Here is a 25,844-nt window from a genome sequence, read left to right on the forward strand (position 1 = left end):
CATGGACATAACCAGAGACAGCATTGAGAGTTATCTCAAAAGCATATTCGGAGAGGGTGCCAGGCTCTCGTCCATACGAAAGCTGGGGGAGACAATCCCGACCACGGGGGATGTGAAGGGCTTCGGGTACGGCAGCCCGCTGCTGATCGAGTATCTGCTTGACGACAGGAAGGAGTACCTTGTGCTCTCGACCATGAGGGTTCAGCACGGCTTCGGGCACGATCATTTCTCGGACAGGGCACAGGTCATGCTCTGGCAGCACTCAGCATTCAACAAGCTTCCAAGGCATGTGAGATCGATAGATGTGGGGTATTTCACCACATCCGGGGAGATGAGATCCTGTGGCGATGCGCATGAGTTCTTTCTTGTGATGGAGAAAATCGAGGGGAAGGAGTACTTCTTCGATCTGGAGCGGGTCAAGGAGAGCGGGGCCACAGATCTCGACAGAGCGCGAGCTTCTGCGCTCGCGGATTATCTTGCTGATATACACAGCGTGAAGCACAGCTGCCCGCCGCTTTACAGGCGCAAGATCAGGGACACGATCGGCCACGGTGAGGGGATCATGGGCATTCTCGATGATTATCCGGACGCTCCCGAGTTCCTCGAGCGCGGCGAGCTCTGCGAGATCGAGAAGAGGTGTGTGGAGTGGCGCTGGAGGCTCAGATCAATGACCCACAGGCTCTGCCAGGTCCACGGCGATTTCCATCCGTGGAATGTGATGTTCAGGGAGTGCAGCGATTTCTCTGTGCTTGACAGGAGCAGGGGTGAGTGGGGCGAGGCAGCTGACGACCTGAGCGCGATGTCTATGAACTACATATTCTACTCAGTTCAGAAGGAGATGAGGCTTGCAGGAGGTCTCAGGGAGCTGTTCGAGATCTTCTTTGAGAGGTATTTGGAGAGGACCGGTGATGAGGAGGTTCTAGACGTGATAGCGCCGTTCTTCGCGTTCAGAGCTGTTGTTGTGGCCAGCCCAACCTGGTACCCCCTGCTCTCGTATGATGTCAGGAGGGTTCTCTTCAACTTCCTGGAGAACGTTCTGGACGATGATTCGTTCGATTACAGGAATGTGAACAAGTATCTGACGTAGATGGCAAAGCTCTACGCATTCGAGCTCTCCGGAGAGCATCCGACGGTGCCGAGGAGCGAGGCGCTTTCGCTCCTCAGAATTCATGCTGTGTCCTTCAGAGAGGTGGCCGGAACAGAGCGCTGTCTGCTTGTGGAAGCTGATGGTCTCGATCATAGAATCCTGGAGCGCAGGCTAGCGATGAGCCACAGGATCCTCGAGGTCCTCAAAGTATGTGATGCCTGCCCTGAAAGCATTGAGCAGGCGCTCCGCTCTCTTGATCTCCCAAGGCTGAGCTACAGAATCCGGGCCAGCCGTCTCGGAGAGGGGATCAAAAGCCACGATCTCGAGCGCATGGCTGGAAGGGTGCTCCACGCAATGGGCTACAAGGCAGATCTTGAGAATCCTGAGATGGATATCCGCGCGATCATATCCAGCAATAAAGTTGTATTCGGATACGAGATAGCAACGCCTGACAGGAGTGGATTTGAGAGGCGCAGACCGCATCTGAAGCCGTTCTTCTACCCGGGGGTTCTGATGCCGAGAATGGCGAGGGCTCTGGTCAATATCTCAATGGTAAGGCCTGGAGAGATGCTTCTCGATCCGTTCTCCGGAACGGCCGGAATTCTGGTTGAAGCATGTCTCATAGGTGTGAGAGGCATGGGCGTGGACGTGCAGGAGAAGCTGAACAGGGGCGCCAGGGCGAACCTGGAGGGCATGGAGGCAGATCTGATACTCGGGGATGCCATGTCTCTGCCATTAAAAAATTCTTCAGTTGACGCCGTTGTCACCGATACGCCCTATGGCAGATCCGCGGTGATAAAGGCGCGATCGAAGGACGAGATTCTGTCGAGGAGCTTCGAGGAGATTCACCGGGTTCTTAAAGCTGGAAGGCGTGCAGTGATCATCACAGACAGCCCCGCAGAGGAGCTGCTGAGCTCTAAGGGTTTCAGGATAGCCGAGCTGCACAGCGACAGGGTCCACAGGAGTCTGACCAGATACATTCACGTCTGTGAGAGACCTGTGGACTTTTGAAATACGGGCTACATATTAATACATGGATTCTAAATCACAACTCGGCATTTTAAGGGGTTCGGCATGACGGTATGCGACGACTTCGATCTTGCAGAGGATCTGCTCAAGGGCTTTACCAGATCTGCGATACGGACCAAGGTCCTTCTCTCGCTCAAGGATGGCGAGCTGACCGCAGCAGATCTTGAGAGATCGCTGGGAACCAGGGCATCGACAATACTGCATGCGGTCAAGGATATGATCGAGGGAGGTACGGTTGCCAGGACCTTCAGGGGATACAGGCTCACAAACCTGGGTCGCATTCAGGCATTGATGCTGAGCAGGCTTTTAAGCGCGATTGCCGTGCTGGAGAGCCACAAGGATTTCTGGATGAAACATGACATCAGCGCGATTCCCGATGATCTCCTTGTCGACATAGGCCTCCTCAGAGATGGCGAAATAGTCAGCGGAGATCCGGCCGCGATACTCAGGACGCAGCAGATATTCGTATCACAGCTCATCTCCTCTAGGAGCATATACGGCGTATCGCCCATCATAATCCCGGAGTATCCGAAAGCGATAGACACTGCTGTGAAGAACGGGGCGCACGTGGAGCTTGTTCTCACAGCTCCGATCGTGGAGATCGTCGTGAGAGATTACAGGGACATACTGGAGAATCTTCTCACAAAGGAGAACTTCGAGCTGTACAGGCTCGATGCTGATGTCAGAGCTGCGTTTACGGTCATCGACTCCTCGCTCTCTCTCGGCCTCTTCAGGCTCGATGGTGGATATGATATCGGCCAGGACCTGATATGCACGAGCCCTGGGGCCAGAGAATGGGGGATGAGGCTATTCGTGCACCACAAGAAAAGGGCGAAAAGAGTCACTTCTATATAAAGAGACATATGTGCTTCTATACCATCTGCTCTTATGGGCAACCTGGAGGATGTGCAAGTGTTATGGCCGCATAATCCAGCATAGCTGGGACGTTGTTTTTACAGAGAATCTATCAACAAGAGCGATCTCGTGCGCAATATTAACATGGAGGGGCGGGCAGATCCCGCCTCGCGGCTCATACCAGGCCAGCGCGCTGGAGCCTCAGCAGGGCTGTTGTGTCCAGCTTCTCTCCCTTCTTGAACTGATTCAGGATCTCCTCGGCCTCGCGCTTTGCAGCTTCCTTCGCGCGATCCTCTCTGGCGTCGCGGCTCTTCTTCTTGAGGCCCATAATGATCTTATCAAAATCGCGGATCTCCCTCTGAGTCCTTATGAACTCCCTGTGCTGCTCATCAGCCGCCTCCTGAGCCTTTATGAACTCGCGGTGCGCAGCATCCGCCTCAGCCCTCTTCTGATCCGCCTCTTTGAATGTGGCAATCATCTTGTCGTGATACTCCTGGGCCAGCTCAGCGTACCTGGTGACGTCCTCGTGATGCTTTGAGGCCTGCTCGCGCAGCGCCTGCGCCTCCTCAAGCAGCTTCTTAAGCTCCTCGTTCTTCTCGAGCTGCTCCTTCCGGAGCTTGAACTCGTTGTGGAGCATCGCGATCCTCTCGACGAGCTGCTTCTCCTTATCCGGGCTCAGCACCTCGGTCTGCTGCCTGAACTCCAGATGGTCTATCTCCCTGCGAAGCTCGCGGATCGATCTGTCCCCGGAGAGGTTGTACTTCTTCCGGATCTCGTCGATCTTCGCGTAGATCTGGTTCGTCTTCTCGTTCAGCTCATCGCGAAGCTTCTTCGACTCTGCGACCTTGGTGTTGTACTCGTCGCGAAGCTTCTTGAGCTCCTGTGCCTTCTCTATAAGCTCCTTCGTCTCCTTGTTCAGCTCGTTCCTTTTCGCAGCCCACCTGCTGGCCTCAGCATTCAGCTGGCTGCGCTTCTCCTTGAAGATAAGCGACTCCTGTTTGAGCTTGGCCTTCTTCTCTTCCAGTTCTGCAAGCATCCCCCTTTTTTCCTCCTTTTCCAGCACATGGCTGGGGTTCTGCCTGGGCTCGCTGCCCAGCACGCCCGTGGGCGTATCTCCTCCTCTGTACATTATGGGGTTCCCTCGACAGCAAATCAGCAGGGTCCTACACGTCAGATATCAACAAACAAGTGCGATCGCAAGTGCGATGGCGCCATTGTGCCGCATGCGTTCTCCACCAAAAGACATCCCTGTTGCGGACCATGCCGGTCGACTACTGTCCAAGCGTCAGATATCTTTAACGTATTAATCTTTTGGTAGCATCTTCGGGACCTGTCCGAATAAGATAAAAGCCAGAGCTGAGTATAGGGTTAATTCACTGAAAGAGAGTTTATGCCAGATAGACTACAACGCTTCCAGGAACACGCTCATCGCAGGGGCGGAACAGCCCGTAGCGCCCATAGATCTAAAACCTGTACATCATTGATGCAGTTTTGGCGATGAATTGGGAAGCGGCGCCCCTAAGGGCGCGGCAGTTCACTGATTTCATATCTGTCTTTGTTTGGGTTGACCAGGAGCTCCTCTGCGATCTTCCTGGCCACAGCCTCCGGATCATCTCCAGTTATGTAGAGCTTCCAGATATTGGCCCGCTGCACAGATCGTATCATCCTCAGACCCAATCGCTTCACCAGACGGTCTCTTATCGATATGGCCTCACCGTCCTCGATCCAGAGGCTCACCTTCACAGGAACATAGCCGTTGCTCAGCTCCAGCGAGTCCACTGAGACCGCGAAGTTCTCCTTGTTCTCATTTACCAGCTCTCTGGTGAGCTGTTTTATCAGAGAGTCGGTATCGCTCACGTCTTCAGCCTCTATGCTCAGGAGCCTTTCGCGCTTGACATCCCTGACGATTCCCTGGTAGCCCATGCGCCTCAGGAGCGTGTTCTTCACAGTGGCAGCCTCTGCATCTGGTATCTTGAGCCATACTCTCAGATTGATGATCATAATCGCCTCTCCTCTATGTATCTCCTCATCGATTCGAAGATGATCCTTCCAGGGCCATATCCCTGAACCCTGGGGTGCTTCCACGGGAGCTGCCATGCGAAGAATGCCCTCTCCGGATGCGGCATCATCCCCAGGACGTTGCCCTCTGGGTTGCATATGCCTGCGATGTTCTCCGTGGATCCGTTCACATTCACGGGAAACTCGTTGATGATCTCTCCTCGCTCGCTGCAGTACCTGAAAACGACCTGGCCATCATCGATGAGCCTTTCGATGACCCTTTTATCCGCGGAAACAAGGTTCCCCTCTGCATGTGCGATCGGTATGCTCAGGATCTCCCCTCTTCTCAGAATGTAAGAGCCACTGCATCTCTTCTCCTCAGCATCATGCCTGAGCATCGTCCAGGCGCAGTAGTAGCCACGACGCACGATCTCTCCCCCTCGGATCATGACGTTCTGCGCAAGCGCCAGCCTCACCCCATCCCCGAAGGGAAGTATTCCTGACTCCACAAGTATCTGGAAGCCGTTGCATATCCCTATGATCGGCTTTCCATTCGCAGCCTCCTCCCTCAGCGTGGCCATGACAGGCTCCTTGGATGCTATAACACCAGCGCGCACCCTGTCCTGGTATGAGAAGCCCCCTGGTATCACATACCCATCGAACTCGCAGAGCTCCTGCTCAGGCCGGTTCCATCTGAAGATCTCCCCCTCCATCCCGCACTCTTTTACAGCTACAAGCGTCTCATGCTCGCAGTTCGTGCCCGGGAACTGTATCACAGCGATCCTCATCTCATCGCCTCCCTCAGGCCAGAGCTCCAGGCATCTCTTGCATCCTCGGGATCGAGCCTCACAATCATCTTCCCCTTCCTCTCGATCTCGATGCCGCCGGTCGATACTCTGCCAAGTCTTACTGGATTGAGATTGTAGCTCCTGGCGATGCTTGCGAACTCCTGCTCCGCTCCATCCACAACCTCGACTATGAATCCTGAAGACTCCGAGAAGAGGAGCCTGTCAGGTCGCATATCGCCCAGATCTGATATGTCGATGGAGATTCCATGATCGGAGAGCATGCACATCTCAGCCGCTGTTATCGCCATCCCGCCGTTCGATATGTCGTGAGCCGCCCGCAGTATCTCACGATCAATGGCATCTATGACCATGTAGATCATGGATCTCTCCAGCGGGAATCTGACAACAGGCACGTTCGCCCCTGTGACGCCCCAGATGACCCTATAGTACTCGGAGCCTCCGAGCTCATCGAACCTGGGGCCGAGAAGGTACACCCCATCACCTGCATCCTTCAACGACATCGTGATGGCCTTGCTGATATCTTTCATTATCCCAACACATGCGATGACAGGAGACGGGTCCACAGCTCCCTCAGGGGACTCGTTGTAGAAGCTCACGTTCCCTGAGACTATGGGGACAGGCTGGTCTGGATAACCCTTGAGCCAGAGGTTCTTGGCAGCATCAGCGAGACCACGAACCGATTCCCTGAACTCCCAGAAGGCTTCGGGCTTCTCCGGGTTGCCGAAGTTCAGGCAGTCTGTGAGCGTCGATGGGGTCGCGCCTATGGCGGCGACGTTCCTCATAGCCTCAGCGACGGCCGTAGCCCCTCCCCAGTAAGGACTTATCCTTCCATAAAACGGATTTGAGTCAACAGAGAGCGCGATCCCGAAATCCTTCCCCCTGATCGGGGCAAGGAGGCCTGCATCAGCCTCACCAGGCCGAATCACGGTATTTCCCTGAACCTCTGTATCGTAATACCTGTAGATATGCTCCCTGGAGGCGATGTTGGGGGAAGAGAGCAGGTCAAGCATCACCTTGTTGAGATCCTCAGGCATTCTCACATCAGGCTCGAGGAGGTTTCTGATCCTGGGCCGCCACGCCCTCTCGTATCTTATCCCTCCGGTCAGATGCTTTATGGGGACGTTCACAACCTCCTCGCCCCTGTGGCGGACTATGTATCTGTCGTGAGTCGTCATCCTGCCTATCACGCTCGCCCTCGCGCCCTCGTAGACGTTCGGCAGGTCCCAGTCCTCGTTGTATATCCTGAGAATCCTCTCGCGGAGCTCGGCAGGAGCTATTATCAGAAACCTCTCCTGCGTCTCGGCTATGCACAGAACCTCGGGCGGAAACTCGCCAGCGACGTGGAGCATGTCGAGATCGATCTCCATGCCGTAGCCACCGGCTGCCCCCATCTCTGAGGATGCACAGGTGAGACCTCCGCCGCCCAGATCCTTGAAACCTATCTCGACGCCCTCCTCGCGCACGAGCCTGAAGAGATCCTCGTTGGCCTTGAAGAGAACGTTCTTCAGGAACGGATCCGGGATCTGGACCGCGCCGCGGTTCGCCTCCTCCTCTTCCTCCCTGAGCGTGTCGGATGCGAAGACGACGCCACCGAAACCTGAGGAGTCGGTTGGCTTTCCAACCAGGATGACATCGTAGTTCCTTTCGCCAGAACCTGGAGGCGCGCGCGACCTTATGATCTCATCCCTTCTCACCACACCGATCGCAACCACATTGACAAGACAGTTGTAGTCGAAGCACCTGCTGAAAACGACATCCCCAGCGATGACCGGCACACCCAGGGCATTCCCGTACTGCCAGATCCCATCAACCACGCCCTCTGCGACCCAACGCACCCTGCTTGCCTCCCGTCCATACGGATCCCCAAAGCGGAGTGGATCTGCAGTCGCGACAACCCTTGCCCCCATGCAGTTCACATCGCGCACGATTCCGCCAATGCCGGTCGCCGCCCCCTCATTAGGGAGTATCTGGCTCGGGTGGTTGTGGCTCTCGTGGGAAATCACCACACACCATTCATCGTCTATGCTCACGATCCCGGAGTCCTCGACAGGGCCGAGAACAACATTCGGGCCCTCTGTCGGCAGGAACTCTCTGAGCACAGCCCTGCTGCTCTTGTACGAGCAGTGCTCGGACCACATGGCATCGTAGCAGAAGAGCTCGGACAGCGTCGGATCCCTTCCCAGGATCGACGCTATGGACCGCGCCTCTGATACAGACATGCCGATTCCCGCTTTCCTCAAACTGGATTCAAGCTCGCCATCGGCAAGACCGATTACCTTCAATGGACCACACCTCGGATGTGAGCTCTCCGGTCAGGGCCGCTTATGAAGATATCGATGGACGTGCTGTGTTGAATAATGTTTGAGAATCCCATAGGCTCGATTCATACGAATTGCAATTCTAGTAAAAATCGATAGCTATCGACCTTAGAGCTCTTAATTATTCAACACAGCAGATGGACGAGAAATTTGTTTGTGGAAGAGATGCTCCAAGTCAAGGGATACGGTCTGTGCCCGAACTCCAGAGCTGATCAACACGATCCTGCGCTGTTCAAATCTTGGTCTGGCACACATGGAGGCTGTCGAAAACCAATCGAAATATGAAAGATGTCGGACCGCAGGCTACATGGGCCGCAGCCATTAAAATTATGCCGCATGTGAATGCGGCTTTCAGTTCATCTGATGAAGCTTGTAGAGCCCGGTCTGGACGATCGGGACGGGACTCTGCGGCGTCCAGTCCTCTCTCAGAAAGTCGTAGATGGCGTATCCAGAGGCCAGAAGCTGCTTGTCCTTGTTCTGCCAGACTGCATAGTCCACTGGAGGCTCGAACTTGCTCGGCGTCCAGTCGCCCTTCAGAACGCTGTAGATGTTGGCTGTGCTGTTTTCGAGCGTCTTGTTCTTATTTGGCCATACCGCTGTATCGTTTATGGGCATGAATGTGCTTGGGGTCCAGCTGTCGTTGAGAAACGCTGCCATAGACTCTGTGGTCACAAACTCTGACTCAGGGGATAGATAGCTCACATCAACCCCCATAACCGGGATCAGCATCAACAAAGCAACTGTGAGTGCTATGATCTCTCTCATGATTCCCGCGATACTACTGTAATGCGGATAAAGCTTTCTGTCGTCGAGCGACGAAGATGCACAGAACAACATCTCAGGGCGCAGAGGTTCATGCGTTCTGAGTGGCCTGTCTCCTCACCATGCGGAAGCACCCTCTTCCAGTGGTCCCGAGAAAGCTCTTCAGCTCATCGGCCCCAGCATCCGGTCTCTCCTCGAGATATCTGGCGACCTCTGGTATGTGGACAAGGACGCAGTCGATGCAAGACCAGAACCTCTTGCCTCTTTTTGTTCTCACAAACCTGCCGAGCTCCGGATCCTTGCAGGGGTAGAGTGGGCAGAAGCAGTGTGTGCAGTCCTGCCCCTCGAAGTGATGGCATGGGTAGTACTTGCAGTTCTCCCGGGTTGTGTTCACTGGAGCAGCTTTCAGCACATCCATTATCGCGCATGGGTCGTCGGTAACGAGACCATCCGCCCCGAGCCTGAGCAGCCACGCCGCCCTCTCAGGGTCGTTGACCGTCCATGGGTAAACCTTCAAACCCCTTTTGTGTGCGACCTTGAAGATGTTCGGGCTCACCCTCTTTGGGAATATCGCATCCGCATGCGCATCCAGAGCCAAATCCACGGGGTTCACCGGCAGTGATGATATTATGATGCCGGTTTTTATCCCCTCCGCGCCCTTCTTATCTCTGAGAAGCTCGCCAAGCTCGAGCACACTTCTGTGGTAAAAAGATGTCACTATGGCTTTATATCCAAGAAGCTCCTCGAGAATAAGCTCCTCCAAGCCCTCCTCCTTCATCTCAACCACCGGCTGGACGCCGAGAATTTCCGCGAGCCTCAGCGCCTCCCTCAGCGTCGGCACATGCTCCCCGCCAGCGTCCAGACCTCTGAGCTCCTGGATGCTCAGATCCTCAACCCTGCCGGAGCCGTTCGTTGTCCTATCAACAGTCTCATCGTGCATCAGAACCAGAACTCCGTCTGAGGACAGGCGCACATCCATCTCGACCATGTCGGCTCCGCATGAATGCGCCTTCCTTATTCCCTGCAGCGTGTTCTCAGGAGCCAGAGCGGCAGCACCACGATGTCCTATAAGCGCGGCCATCGATCGAGTATGGTTGAGCCATGTATATTCCATTTTTGGAGCTGAACACGCTCAGTACGCCCATACCATGGAGATACCATGGAGAAATGTCCCCAGCTGGATCGTCTCTGCTGAGGAGATGGAAAAAGTTATCACGAATGCAAATGAGCACATTCTGATGCCATCCAGTATCACATCAAAGCTAGATAAGTTCAGGTGCATGAAGAGGAGCATCTCGGAGATAAACCTCGACCCGCTCCAGAGGGGCGGGATCCTCACGCCGGAGGCGAGGGCTGCTCTCGTCGAGTGGGGCGATGGTTACTCTGTCTGCGACTTCTGCGAGGGGATGCTCGACAGGGTGAGAAATCCTCCTGTGGAGGAGTTCGTTCACGAGGTCCTACCCCAGTTTCTGGATGTGGATGATGTGCGTATAACTCACGGAGCCAGGGAGGGGATGTACGCTGCCATGCATTCTCTATGTGACGCGGGCGATTACATCGTTGCAGATGGGAATGCACACTACACAACCGTTCTCGCCGCAGAGCGTGCAGGCCTCGAGATATCATATGTTGAAAACAGCGGGGAGCCTGAGTACACCATAAACCCGGAGGGATACAGGGACGCGATAAGGGGTATTGCAGACCAGGGTTACAGGGTGAGCCTGGCAGTGCTCACATATCCCGATGGCAACTACGGGAATCTTGTTGATGCGAGAAGGGTTGCGGATATCTGCCACGAGGAGGGTGTGCCGCTCCTCCTCAACGGGGCGTACTCCATAGGAAGGATGCCTGTGTGCGCCCGCGAGCTCGACGCTGACATAGTTGTTGGAAGCGGCCACAAATCCATGGCATCATCAGGTCCAATAGGGGTCCTGGGCGCGAAGCAGGAGTATGCGGATATCATATTCAGGCGCTCGAAGAGCAAGAAGAACAAGGAGGTCGAGCTCCTGGGGTGCACTGTTCGCGGTGCAGGGCTTCTGACCATGATGGCGAGCTTCCCGCACGTCTTGGAGCGCGTCGGGAGATGGCAGGAGGAGGTCGACAAGGCGCGATGGTTCTCATCAGAGCTGGAGGCGCTTGGAATCGAGCAGCAGGGCGAGAAGCCTCACAACCACGACCTGATGTTCTTCAAGTCTGAGAAGCTCTACGAGATCTCGAAGAGCGCCAGGAAGGGCCGCTACTTCCTGTACCATGAGCTCAAGGATCGCGGGATTTGCGGGATCAAGCCAGGTCTCACAAGGCAGTTCAAGCTGAGCACATATCTTCTCCCCAGGGAGGACCTGGAGCGGGTGGTCTCAGCGTTTCAGGAGATCATCGAGGGGAGCTCCAAAGTGCAGGCTGAATAGAGCGAAGAGCATCATGCGCACCTCTCCCTGATCTCGGCGAGCTCGATGATCGGCTCAAGCACATCTCTCGGTATGAACATGCTCTCGCCGATTCTGTTCATGGCGACCCATGTGTTGAGCGATGTGCATATTATAAGAACAGATCTCTCATCAGCGACCCTACAGGATATCTCTGAAGCGATCTCGCTCTTGTTCGTGATCGTCAAACCATGAGCGCACTCGATCGCTTTCAGGTGCATCAGAGCCCTTTCAGCGACCCTCGACCTGGATTCCCCCATAACTCAGTCTCAATTAACGTCACAGGCCATAATTTTTCCGCTAGATTCTCATGGGTAGATTTATTACACATGAGATCGAGCTGCATTAACACTGAAATAGTTAAAAGTAGCAAATGGAGCTCTGAAGATGGAGGACATAGGACTTCTTGTGCTCGGGCATGGCAGCACGCTGCCTTACAACAAGGCTCTGGTGGAGGAGCTGGCAGGGATGATAAAAAGAAAGCATCCAGGGCCGGTCAGAACCGCTTATCTAAATGCAAATGATCCGAAGATACCAGAGGGTCTCATGAGCTTCGCCGGCACCAACGTGAGGAGGATTGTGGCCATCCCTCTCTTCCTCGCAGCCGGGGTACACACTCTGGAGGACATCCCCAGGGAGCTGGGGATCCCGAAGGGCAAGCGCGTTGGTGTTGTCAAAATAGATGGCAGGGATGTGGAGGTGACATGCGCCGAGCCGCTCGGCGTCGATGAATGCATTGCGGATCTCGCTTATCGGAGGGCCAGAGAGAGCTTATAGGGCCTGTGGCTGTCCTCGACTCGATACATGGCGCAGATATCATAGCATCAAGGCTCAGAGAGCTCGGCATCGATGCAGAGGCGCTCGAGGTCTACCACAACAGCCACAGCATGGAGGGATACTCTCTCGTTGTGGCTCCTGTCCACCTCTCCCCTCAGAACAGGTCATTGTCAGATGCCAGGCGGCTTGGAAAGAGGATCATCTCGCATCACAGAGCCGTGGGGTTGATCCTGGGAGAGAGGGAGTTCAGGGCATTTGAGATAACAGGGACCAGGGGGAAGACAACCACAGCCCTTTTGCTGGCGCTTATCCTCTCGCACGAGATGCGCGTCGTCTCGCACACCACCAGCGGCATCGAGCTCTGGAACCGCGGGAAGAGGTCGCTCATCAGATCCGGCCTGAGCATAACCCCTGGGAATCTCATAGCCGCTCATCAGATCGCATCAGAGGAGAGGGCTGATGCTCTTGTCTCAGAGGTCTCGCTCGGCGGCACTGGCGCGTTCGATGTCGGCGTTATAACAAGCCTCGCAGGAGATTACCTCATAGCAGGCAGTTCCATGTGGGCGAGCACTGCAAAGCTACAGATGCTCTCGCTCTCAGATCCGGCTGCGAGGATCGTGGCGAACACCGATACGAGGCTATCCGCGGACATCACATTCGGCGACGGCGGTGATGTGAGGTTCTGCGGGAGATCTGTCATGATCAGAGGGGAATCCTATCCACTCTCGCTGGGCGAAGCGCTGGATCTCCCTGCATATTCCGATGGGATCGCAGGTGCGCTGGCAGCAGCAATCTCGATTGGAGTGGATGTACAGAACGCGGCGGATGCTCTTGAGGGCTTCGAGGGCTTCAAGGGCCGGATGTCACGGTATCAGCTCGACGGTGTTAGCGTCATCGACAACTCGAACTCCGGGCTGAAGGTCTCCGGCATCGAGAGGGCGCTCGATCTCGCATCTGGTGGTCGTATATGTCTCGTCGCTGGAGAGGATGCGGAGAGCGTCTGCGAGGGGCTTGATATTGATGCTCTTGTGAGGATGATCGAGTCGAGAAGGGAGGAGATAGATGAGCTCGTGCTGGTTGGGATGAGGCTTGAGCCGCACGCCCCCCGGCTCAGGGGATACACAGCACGCAACTTCCAGGAAGGGCTCGAGGTCGCCCGCAGACACGCATCCTCGGGGGACCATCTGGTTTTATGTGTTAAATGCTTCAGGTGATATCGATGAGTACAGAAGTTCAGGTTATTCACCCCCGCCCCAGCTCGATAGTGGCGGCCCTTTACACTCTGCGGGATCTTGGAGTTGATGTGATCATACTCCACGGACCCAGCGGATGCTGCTTCAAGCACGCGAGGCTTTTAGAAGAAGATGGCGTCAGGGTCCTGACCACCGGCCTCGATGAGAGGGGTTTCGTCTTCGGAGGGCAGGAGCAGCTTGTGAGACTGCTGAGAAGAGCTGTGGAGCTGTTCGATCCCAAGATCATAGCGGTCGCTGGAACATGCAGCAGCATGATAATAGGCGAGGATCTGCACAAGGCTGTGGTGGATGCGAATATCGATGTACCTGTCATAGAGGCTGAGGTCCATGCCGGGTACAGGGACAACACGAAGGGTGTGATCATAACACTCGAGGCTGCGAGGGATGCCGGCATAATAGATGATCAGGAGCTCCAGCGCCAGAAGAGGCTCCTGGAAAAGGCAACCGAGATCGAGCGGCTCTACGGCGCTGCGAGCAGCGAGTACCTGCCGCCGGAGAGAGGCGATGTCAAGTTCGTCGTTGCATCCAGACTCCTGGATCTTCTCGTGGATGGAAAGAGGGGGCTCAACATACTGAACGCGAAGAAGGAGACCGCGTACATGTTCGCGGACATCAACCTATCTCTCATAGAGGTTGCCAGGGCTCTGGGGTGTGAGGATAGGATAAGAACGCTTGCGAACATCGACTCTGATGTGGGACTGCCCAAGGTCAGAGAGGATGCGAGGAACATAGCAGATGCTCTGAAAGAGAGAGGTATGAGATTCGAGATCACAGGAGGTCTTGATGAGTATCCGGTTGCTGGAGAGCGTGTGGAGGATATGATTGAGGGGGAGGATTATGACTTCGCCTTGATCTCCGGGGTTCCGCACGCGATACCGATCGATGCGCTGGGGGGGATGGAGCTCTTCTCGGTGACAAACGGCCCCAGACAGGTCAGGCCCCTGAGGGATCTGGGCCATCATCATGTTGTTGTGGAGATAGATCTCCATCCAAAGACCATGGGCGTCAGCACGATCGTCGAGTCAGAGTTCGGCGCCACTCTCAGGGAGGTCGCGAGGAGAAGGGGCATCCTGTAAAAACGGTGCTGAGCTGCACCGGACAGACAGGGCTGCCTCTTGGGACACCATAGCCCGTACTGCTTTCGATATGCTCATAGGAGTGTGCGTGGCGAGGGGCAGCAACATCGCCCGTCTTGAGATCGTATGTTTGTCATTCAGCGTGCTCTCAAGGACCAGCGCATTCGCTACAGCAGCTCGAGCGCCTCTCGTCCCGACATCCCCTCTTTTATGCCGAGCTTTTTGGCAGCGCTGTTCGCCTCAAATACCTCTCCCCTCAGGAGATCATCAACATTCGCTATCAGCCCGCCGGTGCTGGATCTCACCCTAGCTGCCGGATATCCATGCCGGTCGAGGGCGCTGACGTCATATGCGCCGCAGCCCACCATCCCACGGTCTGTGACCGCGCAGACAAGCTTGAGATATCCAAGACTTATCACGTAGCCGTCAGCGACCTTCCTGCTCAGCTGTACTACCTCATGAATCATCGATCACGCCTCCCATGTTGAGCAGCGCACTCGTACGTTGGGATCGCTAGCCTATGACCTCACAGCTCGAGATTCTCTTCAGCGATTCGAGCTGATCGCAGGTCTGTCTAACATGTCTGGAAGTATATCTTCCCATCGCGTATGATGCGTGCAATCCTTCCAGCATCCTCGAGTATCTTCAGGTACTTCACAGCATCCTCATAGGGGAGGCAAGATTCGCTCTGAAGATCCTCAAGTGTCATGGGCTCGCGAAGGAGATCTGCAATCCGCTCCTCAGCATCATCCGGGACCCTCCAGTCCCAGTCCGGTATCAGCTCGGCGCCTTTGAATATCCGGAGCATCCTGAGCATCTCATCCCTCCTCAGCGGCAGCACAGGCTCGGCCGGCGGCCTGACCACAGTGTTGAGCTGTATCCTGTCTGGCTCGATCTCCTCTGCGGCCCTGGCGATCATAGGTGCATCAATCTCGTTTACATCCCGGACAAGCATCACCTCGAGCCATATCTCCCCGCCGAACTCTGATCTGAAGGCCCGCAGCCCATCGATTATATCCTTTATCCTAAGACCGACAGCCGGCCGATTTATCCTCTCGAAGGTCTCCTGGGTTGCCGCATCCAGTGAGGGGAGAACAAGATCTGCCTGGCCCACCTCCTCCCTGACATGCTCGTCGATGAGAAGACTGCTGTTCGTTATGACCGCAATCGGCCTGTCGATCAGCTTCCTCGCAGCCCGTATGATCTCCCCCAGGCCTGAGTGGAGCGTCGGCTCTCCCGATCCTGCGAACGTTAGGTAGTCAAAATCGATATCTGATACCCTGGAGATCTCCCTGATAACAGCCTCCTCAGGAACGTAGCGATCCCTCCTCATTGTCAGACATGTTGTGGCGCCTATCTCACAGTAGCAGCAGTCCATGCTGCACGTCTTGAGTGGCAGCAGATCTACACCCATCGAGAGGCCGAGCCTCCTTGAGAGAACAGGCCCGAAGATGTACCGCATCCCGTAACAGAGATGCGGATCTCATTATATCTAAGTTTTGAGTGGATCGGGAGCGTCCGAATAAGGGTGCGTGATAACAATATCTTCGAAACTCGCACTATCAGCTTCAATCCCTTATTACAGTTCAAGCATATGTTGTGCTTTCTAACCGTTGAAGAGACTGGACCGATCCAGGATCACACCGGCTTGCTCAAGGGCGCGCTGCTCTGCGTTGACCCCCTCCATAGCACAGTGTTGTGTTGAATAATTAAGAGCTCTAAGGTCGAAAGCTGTTGATTTTTACTAGGATTGCAATCCGTATGAATCCAGCCTCTGCTATCGGATTCTCAAACATTATTCAACACAGCATAGCACAGGAAAAGCTTATCTTCAGACATCCCAATAGCAGGACCCAACATGTCTAACCTGTTCGAGATATTCCGGGAGGCAACACTGCTGCAGTGCGGCTTTCTGGAGAAGCTGCTCCGTCTCGATATGTCCGAGGTCGCAGCCTTCTCAGAGTCGCTGGCATCATTCCTGAGCGATACCAGGAGAAACAAGTTTGTATACGGGCTTGCAGCAGGCAGAAGCGCCCTCTCGCTTTACAGCTTCCTTCAGCTGCTTCAGAATCACTTTGATAACGTCTTCCCCTGTACGCTGGAGGATCCTGTCCAGAGGCACTTCAACCCAAGGATGATGAATCTGGGCATAGCGGTCTCAGGCTCGGGAGAGACTCCATCCGTGAACAAATACATCGAGGACGTAATAGAGCAGGGGGGAGAGATCAAGCTGATCACAGCCAACAGAAACGGCACAGCTTACAGGCTTGTGGAAGATTACAAGAACGGCACCATACTTGTGATAGAGGGAAAGACAAAGTACAGCACCGACAAGGAGAGGCGCTCCCGGCTATCGCCACTGGGCACGGAGTTCGAGCTAGAGGTCCTGGCATTCCTAAATGCCCTCTTCAAGGACATCCAGACGAGGCTTGATGGCCACCATGACGATCGATGCCCTGAGTACTGCACCACAATACAGGACTTCAAGGATAACGGAAGGCTCATAGCTGATATGGATCAGGAGCACCTTGAGAGATGGTTCGGCAGGCTCTTCCCGAGATCGGGACGCTATGTGATAGGCGGTGTCGGCAGGTCAGGGCTTGTCGCAAGGGCGTTCGAGATGAGGTTCACGCATCTGAACAAGATAAGCTACTGGGAGCGGGACTTCAACACCCCCAGCTTCCAGATAGGGGATGTGTACATACCGATAACAGGCGGAGGTAACACCTACGAGGCGCTCGAGGGCGCGAGGAACGCGTTCAGGAACGGCGCGGACGTGATGCCGATCACCGCGAACAGGGATTCCAACCTGATGGCGCTTGTGATGGAGAAAGGCAGGCTCGATGATGCTGTTTTCATACCCGTAAAGCAGGACTACGAGAGTCTTTTTAAGGGCAACCGAAGCACCACAAGCTGGCTGGTATCCGAGTTCACGAAGTACAGATATCCGATATTCGAGATGAACACATCCATATTCACAAACAGCGTTGTCGCAGTGGGCGCTGAGTTCCTGGGCATAGTCGAGGCTGGGATGCGCAGGCTTCATGTCTAGCTGGGGGATGATGTGAGATAATCGTGCACAAAGGGATCATAAGCTACGGATTTCTGTGATACAAGTGCACTACCACTCCGTCAAATTGCACCGATATCAATAAAAATTCCGAAATAATCGGAATAAAATATTTCATATGATCCCTTAACCGATGGCCAGTGGAAAACCATGGTATGGATCTGTTCCAGACTGCCACCCCCTGTATCATCGGATTCTGTACCTGCATCATTGGGATCAACTGCGCGCGACTTCAAAGGATGTGTGAGGTATTGTGCAGATAGATGTCGATTTCCTCGCAACCATTCAACGGTTGGACCGACGATCCACCACCCATCAGATCTTCCTGGGCTGAACTGTGTTATGCTGCTGTGTTGAATAATTAAGAGCTCTAAGGTCGAGAGCTATCGATTTTTACTAGAATTGCAATTCGTATGAATCCAACCTCTACTATCGGATTCTCAAACATTATTCAACACAGCATGTTATGCGCAACCCTTTTATTCTTTGATCCTGAGTCAACCTCGCCATCAGTTATGGGGGCACAATAAGGACACGAAACTGCATATGAGGATGGAGACCTCTGCATTCAGGTCTTTCGATGGAGTTAAGAGAGAATTTCATAGATGGGCGAGGAGCCGGATGGCCCCAGCAGGAAGCAAAAGCACGAAGCTCCGCCCTTCAGGGCAGGGGCTCACATTTGATATCCGCTGTGGAGGGCGGGCGAAGTGATAGACAGATTTCCAGAGGTACCGGCTAGGATTGAGGGGCTGCGGGAGCTGGCATGCAACCTATGGTGGTCATGGCACCACCAGGCAAGGGATCTATTCAACATGCTCAACCCAGCCGCATGGCAGCTCAGCGTTCACAACCCTGTGAAGCTGCTCCACGAGATAGATAGATCCGTGCTGGAGAGAGCAGCAGAGAGCGAGCATTTCTTGAGACACTACGACGCGGTCATCTCCAGGTTCAGGTCCGAGATGAGGGCAAAGGGCGGATGGTTTCCATCCCACATCAGGAACCCGATGAATGTGCCCATCGCATATTTCTCAGCAGAATACGGCCTGCATCACTCGATGCCGTTCTATGCCGGCGGCCTGGGATTCCTGGCGGGTGATTACCTCAAGGAATGCAGCGATCTCAGGCTTCCTGTAATCGGTGTGGGCTTCATGTACCCGGGCGGGTATCTCAGGCAGAGGTTGTCTCCAGACGGCTGGCAGATGAGCGAGAGCGAGATCCTGGAAAAGAGCCACGCGCCGATATCTCAGGTGCTCGATGAAAATGGCAAACCGCTGCTAGTGAGGGTTCCGGTGATAGAGCCGCCGATATATGTTGGCGTGTGGCTGCTCAGGATCGGGAGGATCCGGCTGTACCTCCTGGACACAGACGTCGAGGCGAACGACCCATGGAACCGCGGGATATCATCACGCCTGTACCTTGGAGACGCTGAGCAGAGGCTCCGGCAGGAGATCGTGCTGGGCATCGGCGGCATGAGCGTGCTAGAGAGCATGGGCATAAAGAATCTCGTCCTCCATCTCAACGAGGGCCACCCGGCCTTCGCAGTTCTCGAGAGGCTCAGGCATCTCACAGGAAACGGCATGAGCTGCAAGGACGCCATCGATTACATCAGGAGCACGACCGTCTTCACCACACACACTCCCGTTCCGGCGGGCCATGACATATTCCCATTCCATCTGATGGAGAAGTACTTCAATTCATATCTCCCCTCAATCGGCCTCACACGCGATCAGTTCTTCAGGCTGGGCATAGATCCGGCAAACCCGCAGGCCGGGTTCAACATGACCGCATTCGCTATGAGGATAGCCCTGTACAGAAACTGTGTCAGCAGGAGGCATCTGGAGGTCACCGAGTCGATGTGGCGGCATCTGATCGCAGAGCTCAAATCGAATGGCATCGTCATCGATTACGTCACCAATGGTGTGCACATACTCACATGGCTCGATCGCGGCATGGAGGATCTCTTCAACAGATATCTGGGACTTGGGTGGCTTGAGGATCATGACGATCCCTCCATATGGGAGCTTGTGGACGATATACCTGACAGAGAGCTCTGGATGGCGCATCGGATGGCCAAGATGAGACTGATAACAACGATAAGAGAGCGCGCGAGGCTCAGGTGGTCCATGGACAGCGCAGATCCCAGGATAATAGTCGCGTCCGGTGTGCTTTTGGATCCATCCGTCTTCACAATAGGCTTCGCGCGGAGGTTTGCCACATACAAGAGGGCCACGCTGATACTCCAGGACCTGGACCGCCTCAGAAGCATCTTGAACAATGAGGATATGCCGGTCCAGATAATATTCGCAGGCAAGGCGCATCCTGCCGATGACTCAGCCAAACAGATAATCCAGAAGGTTTACAACATAGCGAAGGACCCGAGCTTTGGGGGAAGGATTGCGTTCGTCGAGGACTATGATGAGCAGCTCGCTCAATACATGGTCCATGGCGTCGACCTGTGGCTGAACACGCCGCAGCCACCGCTCGAGGCATCCGGCACAAGCGGAATGAAGGCCATGATCAATGGCGTGCCGCAGCTCAGCGTTCTCGATGGGTGGTGGATAGAGGGATACAACGGCAGAAACGGCTGGGCATTCGAGGGCGCAGAGGGCGCTGATCGGGATGTGAGGGACGCGCGCAGCCTCTACGATCTTCTGGAGAACGACATCGTGCCCCTGTTCTACAGAGTGGAGAACAACGACGGGGTGCCGCATGGCTGGGTGAGGGTCATGAAGGATGCGATAAAGAGCACCGCTCCCAGGTTCTCCGCGCGGAGAATGGTGAAGGAGTACACGAGCAAGTTCTACATGAACGCCCTGGATGCGGCAAACAGCTTCAGCACAAACGAGCCACAATGACACAGGACTGTTTAAATGCGCAGAAGGGGGCTTTTCCACTCCTCCTTTGGGTTCATGATGCGATCAGCTGGATATGCTTATCTCCAAGAATGATCGCCTGAAGACCCCCAGCATTCACCTCCGCCGCTGCCGGAGCCCTTCAAGCATCGCATCGTATCTCTGTTTGATCCGCTCGATTATATCGATATGGCTCTCCTGGTGTGTGGGTATTATTATATCAGCTTCCGCCCCTGTGTAATCAGCTGCTGCAGTCACACCGTTATCTCCAAGATCCAGATGCATGTCCAGCGCGATCTCTCCCGCGATCGGAGTCAGGGGCTTCACCAGACCCAGGCCCCTTGCCATTGCCCTGTACTCCCTTAAAGCAGCGTCGATCTCTCCGATCAGAGCCTCCGCCCCAGACACATCTTTCAGCTGGAGCGCCAGCCTCTCCACACCCTCTTTCAGTTTAGAGAATGTTGATGTCCCGACCTCTATGATCTCCCCAGAGTAGTGCTCTCTTATCCTCTCCGCATACCCTGGGGATGCTACAAGCAGCCGGATCTTCCTTAGCATGGCGATATCACTATCTTCTGGCCTGTAGGGGTTTACAACCACGTAATCGATGCCAAGACGTCTGGCCAGGCTCTCGTACATCGGAGTGATTCCAATCATCTCACGCTTCCTCGCGATCGTCTCCTTCAAAAACTCAGGGTTCTCCGACTGCAGTCCGAAGTACTCCGCGAACCCCCTGGTTGTCCAGAGCTCCCTGGTTCTGCCCTTCTTGATCGCGCTTATCAGGCCCATCCTCTCCAGGATCCTGACGTGCTCGTAGCACTTGTTCCCGCGGATCCGCGCGAGCTCGCTCTGCGTTATCGGCTGCCTGTATGCGATGACAGCGAGCGTGCGTATCACTGAGGAGTCAAGCTCCCTCGGCGCGACCATCGACACAGCCTGAGCGAGATCCCCTCTCACCTGCATAACAAAAGATCCCTCGACAGCTCTTACCTCGATGCCGCCACCGCGGGATGCATACTCCCTCAGAAGGGATTCCGCGGCATCAAGCACATCCCTGGCATCGAGTCCCGAGATGCCCGATATCTCCTCCACAGAGAGAGGACGGCCTGCTGCAAACAGCATCGCCTCCACAAGAGCTTTAGCATATGCCTTTGTCGTTCTGGGACCTCCTGTGCGCAGTGATTTTTGTTCTCTTAATTTCTCTTGATGTAATCAGAAGGCAGCCTTTCTCTTGGCGTGAGATATATTTAAATTCGCTCCGGATCTCATGGGGTTTGAATGAGCGAGTCGGTTCAGAAGCCGAAGGAAGCCGTGCATGATGCTGATGAGCTCATGTTCATGGTCAAGGGGCTGCAGAGCACAAACAGCAGCGCCCAGATCATCGATATGCTCGAGATACTCGAAGGTCTGGCGCCGTTTCTGGATAAGACCAAGGTGATAGAGCTCAAATGCAAAAACTGCGACAGCTACGCGCCCTGCTTCTTCCCGCTGGAGGATGATTATGATGTCATCGATACGCATGCATACTGCCATAAGAAAGGCCAGCCTCTGCACCATCTGACGTTTCTATCCATAGCGAAATGCAGGGACTTCTCGAGAAAGGCCCAGATGGAGCTGGCAGATCTGGCGAAGCGGCTCATGGAGGAGCTGAGAGATGCTTTGCGGGGCAGGAAAATCTACGACCACAACGAGTTCGCGAACTATCCTATAGCTTTCGATATCTCACAAGATTCGGATAGAGTTACGATTCAGCTCGGTCATCTTTCAGAAGGTGGTGTGTTTGTGATGGGCGATGCCCGTATTATTATGGTGAGAAGGCCTGATCCGAGGCTTGGAAACAAGGCCTCAGAGATCGGCAGGGCCCTTCACGAGAGCGATCTCGTTATCCTGGTTGAGGCGAGCAGGAGCGCCATGAAGCATCTCGGGTTGAGGGATGCGGTCGGTAAGATCGCTGCATCGCATGGCATACCGGTAATCTACGATCCGTAACAGTCAGGTGATCCCATGATGGTGATCGCGTTTATCCATCCAATTTCGGATTAAGATTCCAGAGATGCATTTCCATTAAGCACCTCATCCTGTTCCTCACGTTACTGCTTGCATACTCGCTGCCACTCGAGCTTGCAACACGATTCGATGAAGAGGTTTTTGTTCTCTTTTTGGGCTTACGAGCTTCATGAACTCCTTGAGCTCAGCCTTATTATCGCCTCAGCAAGGTCCCCCCTGCACTCCATCAGCGCGGCTTTGGCCTCCTCGGGGCTCGCTCCTGTCTGAGATACGACAAGCTCGATATCAGAGGGCGACACTCTGGGAAGCTCTGTGACATCTCCGGATATCTGATAGCTTCTGCTGCCCTGTGCCTCCATTACGGCCACAGATGCATTCTTTATCACTATCTCCCTGTCTGTGGTTCGTATAACGACTTCCTCCACGCCCTCGATCTCATCGATGTTTATGCCCATGCTCTTCAGCATGCCCTTCATCTTCTTCGGGTTCATTCCCCGTCCGCCAAGTCCTGGGAACACAAGACCACCGCAGGCCAGATGGATATGGTTGGATTTATCCTTATCCGAGAGATGACCGATCCGGAGTTGTACTCATTGGAAGGAGATCTGCGGATAACCTCTGGCAGAGCCTGGTTTTGAGAACGAACACAGCTGTACAGCAAGTGCCCATCAAGACGATACGCATTGGCCAGGCAGCAGCACCAAAATTCGAACGTCCCGACCGGGATTCGAACCCGGGTTGAAGGCTGTCTGCGAGGATCTCCGCAGGCCTCCGGGATATCCGCTACCCCATCGGGACAACGAGTGACTCATGAAAACCTTCCTGGTTATAAGCCTGTTGATCTGGAGGCGTACGACTGGGCTGTCCGGATCGCTCTGAGGAAGTCTATCTTCCTGAACTCGGGCCAGTACGGCGCGCAGAAGTAAGCGGCACACTCGCTTCCGTTGGCCTGCCAGGGAAGGAAGTTGGAGGTCCTGAGCTCACCGCCAGTTCTTATTATGAGATCGACCTTCGGCACGGGTGTTTCTGTGGGGGGATAGAGGTACCTGCTCACAAGATCCTCATCGAGATCGTCGATCCTGATCATTCCCGCGCGCAGATCCCTCGCCATGGCCCTGGCAGCGTCGATCAGCTCGTACTGCCCTCCATATGCGAGCGCCACATTGAGGTACATATGGCTGTAGCCCTCGGTCGCGGCCTCAACCTCCCGTATGGCTTTCTGCAGGTACCCCGGAAGCATATCGATCCTGCCGATGGCTCTGACGCGAACCCTGTTTTTGTGGATCTTCTCAGAGCTGCACAGCTCTATGAGCTTCTCCGCGATCAGGGTGAAGATGTACCTCTTCTCGGGCTCGCTCCTGCTGAAGTTCTCTGTCGAAAATGCATATACGGTCAGGTGTTTTATTCCGAGCTCCAGGCACCAGTCTGATATCTTCTCCGTCGTCTTCGCGCCGAGCCTGTGGCCGCTCGATGCGGGCATGTTGTGCCTGTTTGCATATCTCCTGTTCCCATCCTGTATGACCGCGATGTGCTCCACCCTCGGACCTCTGGCGAGCTGGCGCTTCAGCATCCTCTCGTATACCGCATATGCTGATGAGAGCAGCAGATCTCCGCACCTCAAAAAAATCCCTTAAGCAGGCTAACCTGGAGCATGTATTTAACTGTTTCACACCGAGTTCGTATCAAAGGTGCATCAGCGCACAATCATTTCAGACTCGTGGAGCGTCCGGCTCATGGCGATAGATTACATAAACTCGGTGAGTCAAGCCCAGGCCAGGGTCCAGGAGTGGCTCCACATGAACAGATTCATCTCAATGAATAGCCAAAATAAAAAAAGATACTGAGCTGCGTTACTCAGTCATTGGATAGGTAAATGTTGAGACCTCGTTGCCCTCTGGATCTATGAGGGAGACCGTGCCGCTCTCCGCGAACTCGATCGTTGTGTTCAGGTATATCTCGGTCTCGGTGTTCTCGCCAGCACCCAGGAAGAGCTTTACAGAGCTGGCTGGCTGGACCTCGATCGCACCCAGTGTTACCGGCTCGTTCTCATCTATCTTGAGCGTGTAGTTCTCAAGGCTCTGGACTGCATCGCCATCGTTGGCGATCTCCACGTAGCCCTCCTCGATGTTGACATCTGCGATGTACAGCGCCGCAACCTCTGCGGTGACATTCTCAGCGGTTACGTTCTCGGCTGTGACGTTCTCTGCGGTGACATTCTCGGCTGTGACGTTCTCAGCAATATCCTCCGCATATGCCGCTCCCAGGAAGACAAGCAGAGCAAGCATAAGCGTGTATGCTACGATCTTCATATAATACCTCCTTGCTTTTTGAACAGAGCGTATTCATCTTAATTGAGATTTAAATCTTTTCTAAGATTGTTATAGATTTAATATTATTATCTTATCATATGATCGTTTATAAAAATATCAGAAAATATCTGAAAACAAATTCACTACCTGCAGAGCTGATCTGCCATGAAGCTGGTTTCCTAAATCTGAGTTAGTTCGCGATCAGAGATCTGCCATGCGCGGGTTTCAGCGAAGTGGCTAAAGCTTTGACGCTCTCGCTCTTATGTTTTAGCAACTTGGAGGTCATGCAGGCTGGTTATTCGAAACGCATCTCAATGAATAGCCAAAATAAAAAAGATACTGAGCTGCGTTACTTAGTCTTTGGATTAGTCGTTGGATAGGTAAATGTTGAGACCTCGTTGCCCTTTGGATCTATGAGGGAGACCGTGCCGCGCTCCGCGAACTTGATCGTTGTGTTCAGGTATATCTCGGTCTTGGTGTTCTTGCCAGCGCCCAGGAAGAGCTTTACAGAGCTGGCTGGCTGGACCTCGATCGCACTCAGTGTTACCGGCTTGTTCTCATCTATCTTGAGCGTGTAGTTCTCAAGGCTCTTGACTGCATCGCCATCGTTGGCGATCTCCACGTAGCCCTCCTCGATGTTGACGTCTGAGATGTACAGCGCCGCTGGGACCTTCTCAGCGGTTACGTTCTCGGCTGTTACGTTCTCTGCGGTTACGTTCTTAGCAATATCCTCCGCATATGCCGCTCCCAGGAAGACAAGCAGAGCAAGCATAAGCGTGTATGCTACGATCTTCATATAATACCTCCTTGCTTTTTGAACAGAGCGTATTCATCTTAATTGAGATTTAAATCTTTTCTAAGATTGTTATAGATTTAATATTATTATCTTATCATATGATCGTTTATAAAAATATCAGAAAATATCTGAAAACAAATTCACTACCTGCAGAGCTGATCTGCCATGAAGCTGGTTTCCTAAATCTGAGTTGGTTCGCGATCAGAGATCTGCCATGCGCGGGTTTCAGCGAAGTGGCTAAAGCTTTGACGCTCTCGCTCTTATGTTTTAGCAACTTGGAGGTCATGCAGGCTGGTTGGACCTGTCCGAATAAGATAAAAGCAAGAGCTGAGTATAATGTTACTTCAATGAAATTTAAAGAGGTGATGCCGGATGACATCTGCATCTTTGATTTCTATGTTATCCAGCATACCCCTCTTCAGC

General features: G+C 54.2%; 25 protein-coding genes and 1 tRNA gene. 11 read left to right on the plus strand and 15 right to left on the minus strand.

Annotated elements, in window-relative coordinates; translation table 11 throughout:
• Position 1: 1 nt before the first annotated feature.
• The 3 genes from NQU42_RS02920 to NQU42_RS02930 all read left to right on the plus strand — a co-directional run bounded on the left by NQU42_RS02920 (position 2) and on the right by NQU42_RS02930 (position 2,971).
• Positions 2 to 1,087, plus strand: coding sequence for a phosphotransferase (locus NQU42_RS02920; RefSeq protein WP_296608904.1), 1,086 nt, complete (start codon positions 2 to 4; stop codon positions 1,085 to 1,087).
• Entirely contained in the window at positions 1,088 to 2,098 is a 1,011-nt protein-coding gene (locus NQU42_RS02925) for a THUMP domain-containing protein (RefSeq protein WP_296608905.1), read from the plus strand. It abuts the gene before it with no gap.
• A 63-nt stretch (positions 2,099 to 2,161) separates the two neighbouring features.
• Positions 2,162 to 2,971 (plus strand): winged helix-turn-helix domain-containing protein, encoded by an 810-nt coding sequence (locus NQU42_RS02930; RefSeq protein ID WP_296608907.1) that lies wholly within the window; start codon positions 2,162 to 2,164, stop codon positions 2,969 to 2,971.
• A 175-nt stretch (positions 2,972 to 3,146) separates the two neighbouring features.
• On the opposite strand, the gene NQU42_RS02935 is transcribed toward NQU42_RS02930, so the two are convergent.
• From NQU42_RS02935 to NQU42_RS02960, 6 genes are all read right to left on the minus strand, one after another.
• Entirely contained in the window at positions 3,147 to 4,007 is an 861-nt protein-coding gene (locus tag NQU42_RS02935) for a coiled-coil protein (protein WP_348531146.1), read from the minus strand.
• 482 nt (positions 4,008 to 4,489) lie between these two features.
• On the minus strand, positions 4,490 to 4,972 hold the full coding sequence (locus NQU42_RS02940) for a hypothetical protein (protein ID WP_296608910.1): 483 nt from the start codon (positions 4,970 to 4,972) through the stop codon (positions 4,490 to 4,492).
• Positions 4,969 to 5,757, minus strand: a complete 789-nt coding sequence (gene purQ / locus NQU42_RS02945) for a phosphoribosylformylglycinamidine synthase I (RefSeq protein ID WP_296608911.1) — start codon at positions 5,755 to 5,757, stop codon at positions 4,969 to 4,971. Before purQ ends, NQU42_RS02940 begins: the two co-directional genes overlap by 4 nt.
• Positions 5,754 to 8,060: a phosphoribosylformylglycinamidine synthase subunit PurL gene (gene purL, locus NQU42_RS02950; protein ID WP_296608913.1), complete on the minus strand. Its 2,307-nt coding sequence runs from the start codon at positions 8,058 to 8,060 to the stop codon at positions 5,754 to 5,756. Before purL ends, purQ begins: the two co-directional genes overlap by 4 nt.
• Positions 8,061 to 8,447: 387 nt before the next feature.
• Positions 8,448 to 8,861 carry a hypothetical protein gene (locus NQU42_RS02955; protein ID WP_296608915.1) on the minus strand — a complete coding sequence of 138 codons (414 nt, stop codon included), beginning with the start codon at positions 8,859 to 8,861 and terminating at the stop codon, positions 8,448 to 8,450.
• A gap of 88 nt (positions 8,862 to 8,949) precedes the next feature.
• Positions 8,950 to 9,939 carry a glycerophosphodiester phosphodiesterase family protein gene (locus NQU42_RS02960; protein WP_296608916.1) on the minus strand — a complete coding sequence of 330 codons (990 nt, stop codon included), beginning with the start codon at positions 9,937 to 9,939 and terminating at the stop codon, positions 8,950 to 8,952.
• Positions 9,940 to 10,096: 157 nt separating this feature from the next.
• Here NQU42_RS02960 and pscS point away from each other — a divergent pair, with 157 nt between their 5' ends.
• A complete protein-coding gene (gene pscS, locus NQU42_RS02965) occupies positions 10,097 to 11,263 on the plus strand; it encodes an O-phospho-L-seryl-tRNA:Cys-tRNA synthase (RefSeq protein ID WP_296608918.1) in 1,167 nt (388 codons plus the stop codon).
• An 11-nt stretch (positions 11,264 to 11,274) separates the two neighbouring features.
• Here pscS and NQU42_RS02970 read toward each other — a convergent pair whose 3' ends face one another.
• Positions 11,275 to 11,541, minus strand: coding sequence for a hypothetical protein (locus NQU42_RS02970; protein WP_296608920.1), 267 nt, complete (start codon positions 11,539 to 11,541; stop codon positions 11,275 to 11,277).
• Between the two features lie 127 nt (positions 11,542 to 11,668).
• Here NQU42_RS02970 and cfbA point away from each other — a divergent pair, with 127 nt between their 5' ends.
• The 3 genes from cfbA to cfbD are packed head-to-tail and all read left to right on the plus strand — an operon-like array spanning position 11,669 to position 14,387.
• On the plus strand, positions 11,669 to 12,058 hold the full coding sequence (cfbA, locus tag NQU42_RS02975) for a sirohydrochlorin nickelochelatase (RefSeq protein ID WP_296608922.1): 390 nt from the start codon (positions 11,669 to 11,671) through the stop codon (positions 12,056 to 12,058).
• Positions 12,059 to 12,063: 5 nt separating this feature from the next.
• A complete protein-coding gene (gene cfbE / locus NQU42_RS02980) occupies positions 12,064 to 13,272 on the plus strand; it encodes a coenzyme F430 synthase (RefSeq protein WP_296608923.1) in 1,209 nt (402 codons plus the stop codon).
• Positions 13,273 to 13,277: 5 nt separating this feature from the next.
• On the plus strand, positions 13,278 to 14,387 hold the full coding sequence (cfbD, locus tag NQU42_RS02985) for a Ni-sirohydrochlorin a,c-diamide reductive cyclase catalytic subunit (RefSeq protein ID WP_296608924.1): 1,110 nt from the start codon (positions 13,278 to 13,280) through the stop codon (positions 14,385 to 14,387).
• A gap of 167 nt (positions 14,388 to 14,554) precedes the next feature.
• On the opposite strand, the gene NQU42_RS02990 is transcribed toward cfbD, so the two are convergent.
• Both NQU42_RS02990 and NQU42_RS02995 read right to left on the minus strand, forming a co-directional pair.
• On the minus strand, positions 14,555 to 14,854 hold the full coding sequence (locus NQU42_RS02990; protein WP_296608925.1) for a YunC family protein: 300 nt from the start codon (positions 14,852 to 14,854) through the stop codon (positions 14,555 to 14,557).
• 107 nt (positions 14,855 to 14,961) lie between these two features.
• Positions 14,962 to 15,849 (minus strand): radical SAM protein, encoded by an 888-nt coding sequence (locus tag NQU42_RS02995; protein WP_296608927.1) that lies wholly within the window; start codon positions 15,847 to 15,849, stop codon positions 14,962 to 14,964.
• Between the two features lie 396 nt (positions 15,850 to 16,245).
• Between NQU42_RS02995 and NQU42_RS03000 the strand changes: the two genes are divergently transcribed.
• Both NQU42_RS03000 and glgP read left to right on the plus strand, forming a co-directional pair.
• Entirely contained in the window at positions 16,246 to 17,439 is a 1,194-nt protein-coding gene (locus NQU42_RS03000) for a sugar phosphate isomerase (protein WP_296608929.1), read from the plus strand.
• A gap of 725 nt (positions 17,440 to 18,164) precedes the next feature.
• Positions 18,165 to 20,312 (plus strand): alpha-glucan family phosphorylase, encoded by a 2,148-nt coding sequence (gene glgP, locus NQU42_RS03005; protein WP_296608931.1) that lies wholly within the window; start codon positions 18,165 to 18,167, stop codon positions 20,310 to 20,312.
• Positions 20,313 to 20,426: 114 nt separating this feature from the next.
• Here the strand turns inward: glgP and scpB are convergent, their stop codons facing one another.
• Positions 20,427 to 21,440, minus strand: coding sequence for an SMC-Scp complex subunit ScpB (gene scpB / locus NQU42_RS03010; RefSeq protein WP_296608932.1), 1,014 nt, complete (start codon positions 21,438 to 21,440; stop codon positions 20,427 to 20,429).
• Positions 21,441 to 21,587: 147 nt separating this feature from the next.
• Here scpB and NQU42_RS03015 point away from each other — a divergent pair, with 147 nt between their 5' ends.
• Entirely contained in the window at positions 21,588 to 22,298 is a 711-nt protein-coding gene (locus NQU42_RS03015; protein ID WP_296608934.1) for a hypothetical protein, read from the plus strand.
• 185 nt (positions 22,299 to 22,483) lie between these two features.
• On the opposite strand, the gene NQU42_RS03020 is transcribed toward NQU42_RS03015, so the two are convergent.
• From NQU42_RS03020 to NQU42_RS03040, 5 genes are all read right to left on the minus strand, one after another.
• Entirely contained in the window at positions 22,484 to 22,834 is a 351-nt protein-coding gene (locus NQU42_RS03020; RefSeq protein WP_296608936.1) for a nascent polypeptide-associated complex protein, read from the minus strand.
• Positions 22,835 to 23,028: 194 nt separating this feature from the next.
• Positions 23,029 to 23,114: transfer RNA gene (locus NQU42_RS03025), tRNA-Arg, on the minus strand.
• Between the two features lie 28 nt (positions 23,115 to 23,142).
• Positions 23,143 to 23,937, minus strand: a complete 795-nt coding sequence (gene uppS, locus NQU42_RS03030) for a polyprenyl diphosphate synthase (RefSeq protein ID WP_296608937.1) — start codon at positions 23,935 to 23,937, stop codon at positions 23,143 to 23,145.
• A gap of 229 nt (positions 23,938 to 24,166) precedes the next feature.
• Complete coding sequence (locus NQU42_RS03035) at positions 24,167 to 24,625, minus strand: hypothetical protein (protein ID WP_296608939.1); 459 nt, start codon at positions 24,623 to 24,625, stop codon at positions 24,167 to 24,169.
• 349 nt (positions 24,626 to 24,974) lie between these two features.
• Positions 24,975 to 25,421, minus strand: a complete 447-nt coding sequence (locus tag NQU42_RS03040; protein WP_296608940.1) for a hypothetical protein — start codon at positions 25,419 to 25,421, stop codon at positions 24,975 to 24,977.
• Positions 25,422 to 25,519: 98 nt separating this feature from the next.
• Between NQU42_RS03040 and NQU42_RS03045 the strand changes: the two genes are divergently transcribed.
• The coding region (locus tag NQU42_RS03045) for a hypothetical protein (RefSeq protein ID WP_296608942.1) at positions 25,520 to 25,844 on the plus strand (325 nt) is incomplete at its 3' end.

The sequence above is a fragment of the Methanothrix sp. genome (assembly GCF_024518575.1).
GTDB lineage: Archaea > Halobacteriota > Methanosarcinia > Methanotrichales > Methanotrichaceae > Methanothrix_B.

Coding starts and splice junctions, on each gene's coding strand:
- NQU42_RS02920 (WP_296608904.1), top strand. CDS start 2: ATGGACATAACCAGAGACAGCATTGAGAGTTATCTCAAAAGCATATTC.
- NQU42_RS02925 (WP_296608905.1), top strand. CDS start 1,088: ATGGCAAAGCTCTACGCATTCGAGCTCTCCGGAGAGCATCCGACGGTG.
- NQU42_RS02930 (WP_296608907.1), top strand. CDS start 2,162: ATGACGGTATGCGACGACTTCGATCTTGCAGAGGATCTGCTCAAGGGC.
- NQU42_RS02935 (WP_348531146.1), bottom strand. CDS start 4,007: ATGCTTGCAGAACTGGAAGAGAAGAAGGCCAAGCTCAAACAGGAGTCG.
- NQU42_RS02940 (WP_296608910.1), bottom strand. CDS start 4,972: ATGATCATCAATCTGAGAGTATGGCTCAAGATACCAGATGCAGAGGCT.
- purQ (WP_296608911.1), bottom strand. CDS start 5,757: ATGAGGATCGCTGTGATACAGTTCCCGGGCACGAACTGCGAGCATGAG.
- NQU42_RS02955 (WP_296608915.1), bottom strand. CDS start 8,861: ATGAGAGAGATCATAGCACTCACAGTTGCTTTGTTGATGCTGATCCCG.
- NQU42_RS02960 (WP_296608916.1), bottom strand. CDS start 9,939: ATGGCCGCGCTTATAGGACATCGTGGTGCTGCCGCTCTGGCTCCTGAG.
- pscS (WP_296608918.1), top strand. CDS start 10,097: ATGCCATCCAGTATCACATCAAAGCTAGATAAGTTCAGGTGCATGAAG.
- NQU42_RS02970 (WP_296608920.1), bottom strand. CDS start 11,541: ATGGGGGAATCCAGGTCGAGGGTCGCTGAAAGGGCTCTGATGCACCTG.
- cfbA (WP_296608922.1), top strand. CDS start 11,669: ATGGAGGACATAGGACTTCTTGTGCTCGGGCATGGCAGCACGCTGCCT.
- cfbD (WP_296608924.1), top strand. CDS start 13,278: ATGAGTACAGAAGTTCAGGTTATTCACCCCCGCCCCAGCTCGATAGTG.
- NQU42_RS02990 (WP_296608925.1), bottom strand. CDS start 14,854: ATGATTCATGAGGTAGTACAGCTGAGCAGGAAGGTCGCTGACGGCTAC.
- NQU42_RS02995 (WP_296608927.1), bottom strand. CDS start 15,849: ATGCGGTACATCTTCGGGCCTGTTCTCTCAAGGAGGCTCGGCCTCTCG.
- NQU42_RS03000 (WP_296608929.1), top strand. CDS start 16,246: ATGTCTAACCTGTTCGAGATATTCCGGGAGGCAACACTGCTGCAGTGC.
- NQU42_RS03015 (WP_296608934.1), top strand. CDS start 21,588: ATGAGCGAGTCGGTTCAGAAGCCGAAGGAAGCCGTGCATGATGCTGAT.
- NQU42_RS03035 (WP_296608939.1), bottom strand. CDS start 24,625: ATGAAGATCGTAGCATACACGCTTATGCTTGCTCTGCTTGTCTTCCTG.
- NQU42_RS03040 (WP_296608940.1), bottom strand. CDS start 25,421: ATGAAGATCGTAGCATACACGCTTATGCTTGCTCTGCTTGTCTTCCTG.